Source organism: Erwinia plantamica, from assembly GCF_043420595.1.
Lineage (GTDB): Bacteria > Pseudomonadota > Gammaproteobacteria > Enterobacterales > Enterobacteriaceae > Erwinia > Erwinia aeris.
The window spans coordinates 20,829-29,105 of sequence record NZ_JBGCUC010000030.1 but is presented as its reverse complement, the minus strand read 5'-3'; the positions used below and the strand labels follow the sequence as shown (position 1 = coordinate 29,105).

Sequence of the window (8,277 nt, the reverse complement as noted above, 5' to 3'; positions counted from 1 at the left end):
CCAGGCGACAACATCAAAATGGTTGTTACCCTGATCCACCCAATCGCAATGGACGACGGTCTGCGTTTCGCAATCCGCGAAGGTGGTCGTACCGTTGGCGCGGGTGTTGTTGCTAAAGTTATCGCTTAATCGCTGATAATATTTGACGCAACGCACAAGAAGAGGGCATCATTTGATGCCCTTTTTGCACGCTGTAACATAGAACCTGGCTCATCAGTGATTTTCAACCATAATCATTGCTGAGGCAGGCTCTGTAGCACGGCGTTATATGCCGAGTTTCGCCTGAGCGCATTATTCGGTTCGGTTGCCGCGTATTACGGGGCAAAATAGTTTCTGATCTATTGTGGCAGGTTGGTTTATGAGTGCTAATACCGAAGCTCAAGGGAGCGGGCGTGGACTGGAAACGGTAAAGTGGTTAGTGGTGGCGCTGCTGCTGCTCGTGGCCGTGGTTGGCAACTACTACTATCGTGAAGTCACCCTCCCGCTGCGCGCGCTGGCCGTTGTAATCCTGATCGCAGCAGCAGGTGGCATTGCGCTGCTGACGACGAAGGGCAAAGCAACCCTGGCTTTTGCCCGCGAAGCGCGCACAGAAGTTCGCAAGGTTATTTGGCCGACTCGTCAGGAAACGTTGCATACCACGTTAATCGTTGCCGCGGTTACTGCCGTGATGTCACTGATTTTGTGGGGACTGGATGGTATTCTGGTCCGTCTGGTATCGTTTATCACTGGCCTGAGGTTCTGAGATGTCTGAAGCTCCAAAAAAGCGCTGGTACGTCGTTCAGGCGTTTTCCGGCTTTGAAGGCCGTGTAGCCCAGTCGCTGCGCGAGCATATCAAATTACATAACATGGAAGAGCTTTTTGGCGACGTCATGGTGCCAACCGAAGAAGTGGTTGAAATCCGTGGCGGTCAGCGTCGCAAAAGCGAACGCAAGTTCTTCCCGGGCTATGTTCTGGTACAAATGGTCATGAACGATGCAAGCTGGCACTTAGTGCGCAGCGTGCCGCGCGTCATGGGTTTCATTGGTGGTACATCCGATCGTCCGGCACCTATTAGCGATAAAGAAGTCGACGCGATCATGAACCGCCTGCAGTCTGCTGGCGATAAGCCACGTCCGAAAACCCTGTTTGAACCAGGTGAAATGGTCCGCGTTAACGACGGTCCGTTTGCCGACTTCAACGGTGTGGTGGAAGAAGTGGATTATGAAAAAAGCCGCCTGAAAGTTTCTGTTTCCATCTTTGGCCGCGCTACGCCGGTTGAGCTGGACTTTGGACAGGTTGAGAAAGGCTGATCGGCCTGCATAAAATGTAAGCCGATAACCAGAATAACGGTTGCGGAAGGCGCGAAATTGCCCTACAATTTCGCGCCTTTTGTTTTTATGCGCTGCTACAGCGCGTGAATATTAATTACGGGGAGCTCTTTGCCGAGCGATTGAACCCAATAGAGGAATTATCATGGCTAAGAAAGTACAAGCCTACGTCAAGCTGCAGGTTGCAGCCGGTATGGCAAACCCAAGTCCGCCAGTAGGTCCGGCACTGGGTCAGCAGGGCGTTAACATCATGGAATTCTGTAAAGCGTTTAACGCCAAAACAGAATCCGTTGAGAAAGGTCTGCCGATCCCGGTTGTTATTACCGTTTATTCTGACCGTTCTTTCACCTTCGTTACCAAAACGCCTCCGGCAGCTGTACTGCTGAAGAAAGCGGCGGGTATCAAGTCTGGTTCCGGCAAGCCGAACAAAGACAAAGTAGGTAAAGTATCACGCGCTCAGGTACGTGAAATCGCAGAAACCAAAGCTGCGGACATGACTGGTGCTGACGTTGAAGCGATGACTCGCTCAATCGAAGGTACTGCTCGTTCCATGGGCCTGGTGGTAGAGGACTAAGAAATGGCTAAGCTGACCAAGCGCATGCGCGTGATCCGTGACAAAGTTGATGCAACTAAACAGTATGACATCAACGAAGCTGTCGCTCTGCTGAAGGAACTGGCAACGGCCAAGTTCGTAGAAAGCGTTGACGTAGCAGTAAACCTGGGCATTGATGCTCGTAAATCTGACCAGAACGTGCGCGGTGCAACCGTACTGCCACACGGTACCGGTCGTTCAGTACGCGTTGCCGTATTTACCCAGGGCGCAAACGCTGAAGCTGCTAAAGCAGCTGGCGCAGAGCTGGTAGGTATGGAAGATCTGGCTGACCAGATCAAAAAAGGCGAAATGAACTTTGACGTGGTTATCGCCTCTCCGGATGCGATGCGCGTTGTTGGCCAGCTGGGCCAGGTTCTGGGCCCACGCGGTCTGATGCCAAACCCGAAAGTTGGCACCGTAACGCCAAACGTTGCTGAAGCGGTTAAAAACGCTAAAGCGGGCCAGGTTCGCTATCGTAACGACAAAAACGGCATCATCCATACCACTATCGGTAAGGTTGATTTCGAGTCCGATAAGCTGAAAGAAAACCTGGAAGCCCTGCTGGTTGCGCTGAAAAAAGCGAAACCTTCTCAGGCGAAAGGCGTTTTCATCAAGAAAGTTAGCATCTCCACCACTATGGGTGCGGGTGTGGCAGTTGATCAGGCTGGCCTGAACGCTGTAGCTAACTAATCTGCTTTACGCGGGCGAAATTTTCGACTAGAATCTTTGGCCCGTTGTTCTGTAAATATACAGAACCTCTATTTAAGTCAATCGGACCGAGACAAGGCGGCAAAGCAGTGAATCGCCGGGAGCATAGCCCGCTATGTAACTGGTGTGAACGAGAGCGGCCAATGCAGTATCCGAATGACGCAGAATAGACAGAATTTTCGGTTGGAGCCTGGCCTTATCCAGGCCTCCGTCCAAGACCGCAGGTGTTTCGAAAGGAACTTAATTTCCTGCGTAGACGGTGACAGAACCTGAAGAATATTTTTATAGTCTTTGCTGGATTCTGCTCACCGTGTTTGAGCGCCTGCTGACTTCGGTCGCAGGTGATGTGAGTTCCGGGGGAATCCTTCCCCGGTCAAAAATCCAGGAGCAAAAGCTAATGGCATTAAATCTTCAAGACAAACAAGCGATTGTTGCTGAAGTCACCGAAGTAGCCAAAGGCGCGCTGTCTGCGGTAGTTGCGGATTCCCGCGGCGTGACCGTAGACAAAATGACTGAACTGCGTAAAGCAGGTCGTGAAGCTGGCGTTTACATGCGTGTTGTTCGCAACACCCTGCTGCGCCGCGTCGTTGAAGGAACTCAGTTTGAGATCCTGAAAGACACGTTTGTTGGTCCGACCCTGATTGCATACTCTATGGAACACCCGGGCGCTGCTGCTCGTCTGTTCAAAGAGTTCGCGAAAGCGAATGCAAAATTTGAGGTCAAAGCTGCGGCCTTTGAAGGTGAGCTGATCACGGCGGCGAATATCGACCGTCTGGCAACTCTGCCAACTTACGAAGAAGCGCTGGCACGTCTGATGTCGACCATGAAAGAAGCCGCTGCAGGCAAACTGGTCCGCACCCTGGCTGCCGTACGCGACGCGAAAGAAGCTGCTTAAGCTTTTTGCCCGTTGCACTTTAACGTATAAACTATTTCTGATTCACAGGAACAATTGTCATGTCTATCACTAAAGATCAAATTCTGGAAGCAGTAGCGGCTATGTCTGTAATGGACGTTGTTGAGCTGGTTTCCGCTATGGAAGAAAAATTCGGCGTTTCTGCTGCTGCTGCTGTAGCTGTTGCTGCAGGCCCGGCTGAAGCTGCTGAAGAAAAAACTGAGTTCGACGTTGTACTGAAAGCTATCGGCGCTAACAAAGTTGCCGTAATCAAAGCCGTACGTGGCGCAACTGGTCTGGGCCTGAAAGAAGCTAAAGACCTGGTTGAGTCTGCACCTGCTGCCCTGAAAGAAGGCATCAGCAAAGACGACGCAGAAGCTCTGAAGAAATCTCTGGAAGAAGCTGGCGCAGAAGTTGAAGTTAAATAAGCCAACCTTTCAGGTTGCAGCCTGAGTTAATCAGGCTGACGGCTGGTGACTTTTTGGTCACCAGCCTTTTTGCGCTGTAGAGCGTCAGTGGCGTTTCACACCGTTTAGTCACTGATTTGCTTAATGTCTTTTTCTATCGACGCCTTAATATATTGCTTCCCCGCAGGGTTCCCTGCCTTGCACGGCAACGAAATGATTTAAGAGTGATAGAAAGAGGTATTACGGAAGATGTTCATTCCGGCCCAACAAAATAGTGTTGCATGAACTGTCCCCCCTGGACGGACAGAGAGGTTCTACTTTTCAGCGAGCTGAGGAACCCTATGGTTTACTCCTATACCGAGAAAAAACGCATTCGTAAGGATTTTGGAAAACGTCCGCAGGTTCTGGACATTCCTTATCTCCTTTCTATCCAGCTTGACTCGTTCCAGAAGTTCATCGAGCAAGATCCGGAAGGTCAATATGGTCTGGAAGCGGCATTCCGTTCCGTATTCCCTATCCAAAGCTATAGCGGTAACTCTGAGCTGCAGTACGTCAGCTACCGTTTAGGCGAACCCGTCTTTGATGTTAAAGAGTGTCAGATCCGTGGCGTCACGTATTCTGCCCCTTTGCGCGTAAAACTGCGCCTGGTGATCTACGAGCGTGAAGCGCCGGAAGGCACCGTTAAAGACATCAAAGAGCAGGAAGTGTACATGGGCGAAATTCCGCTCATGACCGATAACGGTACCTTTGTGATCAACGGTACAGAACGCGTTATCGTTTCTCAGCTGCATCGTAGTCCTGGTGTCTTCTTTGACAGCGATAAGGGTAAAACCCACTCGTCGGGCAAAGTGCTGTATAACGCACGCATCATCCCTTACCGTGGTTCCTGGTTAGACTTCGAGTTTGACCCGAAAGACAACCTGTTCGTTCGTATTGACCGTCGCCGTAAGCTGCCAGCGACCATCATTCTGCGCGCGCTGAACTACACCACTGAGCAGATCCTTGACCTGTTCTTCGATAAAGTGGTGTATGAGATCCGCAACAACAAGCTGCAGATGGAACTGGTGCCTGAGCGCCTGCGCGGTGAGACTGCCTCCTTCGATATCGAAGCCAACGGTACTATTTACGTTGAGAAAGGCCGTCGCATTACAGCACGCCACATTCGTCAGCTGGAAAAAGATGGCGTTGAGCACATCGAAGTTCCGGTTGAATATATCGCGGGTAAAGTCGTCGCTAAAGATTACATCGACGAAAGCACCGGCGAACTGATCGTTGCCGCGAACATGGAGCTGTCGCTGGATCTGCTGGCCAAGCTGAGCCAGTCCGGCCACAAGCGCATTGAAACGCTGTTTACCAACGATCTGGATCACGGCCCGTACATCTCTGAGACCGTACGCGTCGACCCAACCACCGATCGCCTGAGCGCGCTGGTTGAGATCTACCGCATGATGCGTCCTGGCGAACCGCCAACGCGTGAAGCGGCTGAAAACCTGTTCGAGAACCTGTTTTTCTCGGAAGACCGCTACGATCTGTCAGCGGTTGGCCGTATGAAGTTCAACCGTTCTCTGCTGCGTGACGAGATCGAAGGTTCCGGTATCCTGAGCAAAGACGACATCATTGAAGTGATGAAGAAGCTCATTGGTATCCGTAACGGTATTGGCGAAGTGGATGATATCGACCACCTCGGCAACCGTCGTATCCGTTCCGTCGGCGAAATGGCTGAAAACCAGTTCCGTGTTGGTCTGGTTCGTGTTGAGCGTGCGGTGAAAGAACGTCTTTCCCTGGGCGATCTCGATACCCTGATGCCTCAGGATATGATCAACGCCAAGCCGATTTCTGCGGCAGTGAAAGAGTTCTTTGGTTCCAGCCAGCTGTCACAGTTTATGGACCAGAACAACCCGCTGTCTGAGATTACGCACAAGCGTCGTATCTCTGCACTTGGCCCGGGCGGTCTGACGCGTGAGCGTGCAGGCTTTGAAGTTCGAGACGTTCACCCGACTCACTACGGTCGCGTGTGCCCAATCGAAACGCCTGAAGGTCCAAACATCGGTCTGATCAACTCCCTGTCTGTTTATGCGCAGACCAACGAGTACGGTTTCCTGGAAACCCCATACCGTCGCGTTCGCGAAGGCGTGGTGACCGATGAAATTCATTACCTCTCTGCAATTGAAGAGGGTAACTACGTTATCGCTCAGGCAAACACCAACCTCGACGACGAAGGTCACTTCGTAGACGACCTGGTGACCTGCCGTAGCAAAGGCGAATCGAGCCTGTTCAGCCGCGACCAGGTTGACTACATGGACGTTTCCACCCAGCAGGTGGTTTCCGTCGGTGCGTCCCTGATCCCGTTCCTGGAGCACGATGACGCCAACCGCGCATTGATGGGTGCAAACATGCAACGTCAGGCGGTTCCGACTCTGCGCGCTGACAAGCCGCTGGTTGGTACCGGTATGGAACGCGCGGTAGCGGTTGACTCCGGTGTAACAGCCGTAGCGAAACGTGGTGGTACCGTTCAGTACGTGGATGCGTCCCGTATCGTTATTAAAGTTAACGAAGACGAGATGTACCCGGGCGAAGCCGGTATCGACATTTACAACCTGACCAAGTACACCCGTTCTAACCAGAACACCTGCATCAACCAGATGCCGTGTGTCAACCTGGGCGAGCCAATCGAGCGCGGTGACGTGCTGGCCGATGGTCCTTCAACGGATCTGGGCGAGCTGGCGCTGGGTCAGAACATGCGCGTCGCGTTCATGCCTTGGAACGGCTACAACTTCGAAGACTCCATTCTGGTCTCCGAGCGTGTGGTACAGGAAGATCGCTTCACCACTATCCATATTCAGGAACTCGCCTGTGTGTCTCGCGACACCAAGCTGGGGCCGGAAGAGATCACTGCTGATATCCCTAACGTGGGTGAAGCTGCGCTCTCCAAACTGGATGAATCCGGTATCGTTTATATCGGTGCGGAAGTGACCGGCGGCGACATTCTGGTTGGTAAGGTGACGCCTAAAGGCGAAACCCAGCTGACGCCAGAAGAGAAACTGCTGCGTGCCATCTTCGGTGAGAAAGCGTCTGACGTTAAAGACTCTTCTCTGCGCGTACCAAACGGCGTGTCCGGTACCGTTATCGACGTGCAGGTCTTTACCCGCGATGGCGTGGAAAAAGACAAGCGCGCGCTGGAAATCGAAGAGATGCAGCTGAAGCAGGCGAAGAAAGACCTGTCTGAAGAACTGCAGATCCTCGAAGCCGGCCTGTTCAGCCGTATCAACTACCTGCTGGTTTCCGGCGGCGTGGAAGCGGAAAAACTGGACAAGCTGCCGCGCGAGCGCTGGCTGGAACTCGGCCTGACCGACGAAGAAAAACAGAGTCAGCTGGAGCAGCTGGCGGAGCAGTACGACGAGCTGAAGCACGAGTTTGAGAAGAAACTCGAAGCGAAACGCCGCAAAATCACTCAGGGCGATGACCTGGCACCTGGCGTGCTGAAAATCGTTAAAGTGTATCTGGCCGTTAAACGTCAGATCCAGCCTGGTGACAAAATGGCAGGTCGTCACGGGAACAAAGGTGTTATCTCCAAGATCAACCCGATCGAAGATATGCCATACGATGAGAACGGCACGCCGGTCGATATCGTACTGAACCCGCTGGGCGTACCGTCACGTATGAACATTGGTCAGATTCTTGAAACCCACCTGGGTATGGCTGCTAAAGGCATCGGCGAGAAAATCAACGCCATGCTGAAAAAGCAGGAAGAAGTCTCCAAACTGCGTGAGTTTATTCAGCGCGCTTACGATCTGGGCACCGACGTGCGTCAGAAAGTAGACCTGAATACCTTCAGCGATGACGAAGTACTGCGTCTGGCAGAGAACCTGAAAAAAGGTATGCCAATCGCCACGCCAGTGTTTGACGGCGCGAAAGAGAGCGAGATCAAAGAGCTGCTGCAGCTCGGCGGCCTGCCTTCTTCCGGTCAGATTACCCTGTTTGATGGCCGTACCGGCGAGCAGTTTGAGCGTCAGGTTACCGTTGGCTACATGTACATGCTGAAACTCAACCACTTAGTGGATGACAAGATGCACGCGCGTTCTACCGGTTCTTACAGCCTCGTTACTCAGCAGCCGCTGGGTGGTAAGGCGCAGTTCGGTGGACAGCGCTTCGGTGAGATGGAAGTGTGGGCGCTGGAAGCATACGGCGCCGCCTATACCCTGCAGGAAATGCTGACCGTGAAGTCTGATGACGTCAACGGCCGTACCAAGATGTATAAAAACATCGTTGACGGCAACCATCAGATGGAACCGGGCATGCCGGAATCCTTCAACGTACTGTTGAAAGAGATCCGCTCGCTGGGTATTAACATCGAGCTGGAAGACGAGTAAG

8 protein-coding genes are annotated in these 8,277 nt (G+C 52.5%); all 8 read left to right on the top strand.

What is annotated here, in order from left to right; translation table 11 throughout:
* The coding region (locus AB3U87_RS21210) for an EF-Tu C-terminal domain-related protein (RefSeq protein ID WP_477181480.1) at positions 1-129 on the top strand (129 nt) is incomplete at its 5' end.
* Between the two features lie 229 nt (positions 130-358).
* Positions 359-742, top strand: a complete 384-nt coding sequence (secE, locus tag AB3U87_RS21205) for a preprotein translocase subunit SecE (RefSeq protein WP_253456291.1) — start codon at positions 359-361, stop codon at positions 740-742.
* 1 nt (position 743) lies between these two features.
* Complete coding sequence (gene nusG / locus AB3U87_RS21200) at positions 744-1,289, top strand: transcription termination/antitermination protein NusG (RefSeq protein ID WP_024966040.1); 546 nt, start codon at positions 744-746, stop codon at positions 1,287-1,289.
* Between the two features lie 163 nt (positions 1,290-1,452).
* Positions 1,453-1,881, top strand: a complete 429-nt coding sequence (gene rplK / locus AB3U87_RS21195) for a 50S ribosomal protein L11 (RefSeq protein ID WP_125290943.1) — start codon at positions 1,453-1,455, stop codon at positions 1,879-1,881.
* Positions 1,882-1,884: 3 nt separating this feature from the next.
* Positions 1,885-2,589: a 50S ribosomal protein L1 gene (gene rplA, locus AB3U87_RS21190; RefSeq protein ID WP_125290944.1), complete on the top strand. Its 705-nt coding sequence runs from the start codon at positions 1,885-1,887 to the stop codon at positions 2,587-2,589.
* A 415-nt stretch (positions 2,590-3,004) separates the two neighbouring features.
* Complete coding sequence (gene rplJ, locus AB3U87_RS21185) at positions 3,005-3,502, top strand: 50S ribosomal protein L10 (protein ID WP_125290945.1); 498 nt, start codon at positions 3,005-3,007, stop codon at positions 3,500-3,502.
* Positions 3,503-3,561: 59 nt separating this feature from the next.
* A complete protein-coding gene (rplL, locus tag AB3U87_RS21180; protein WP_253456287.1) occupies positions 3,562-3,927 on the top strand; it encodes a 50S ribosomal protein L7/L12 in 366 nt (121 codons plus the stop codon).
* A 320-nt stretch (positions 3,928-4,247) separates the two neighbouring features.
* Positions 4,248-8,276 (top strand): DNA-directed RNA polymerase subunit beta, encoded by a 4,029-nt coding sequence (gene rpoB / locus AB3U87_RS21175; RefSeq protein WP_253456284.1) that lies wholly within the window; start codon positions 4,248-4,250, stop codon positions 8,274-8,276.
* The last annotated feature ends 1 nt before the right edge of the window (position 8,277 follow it).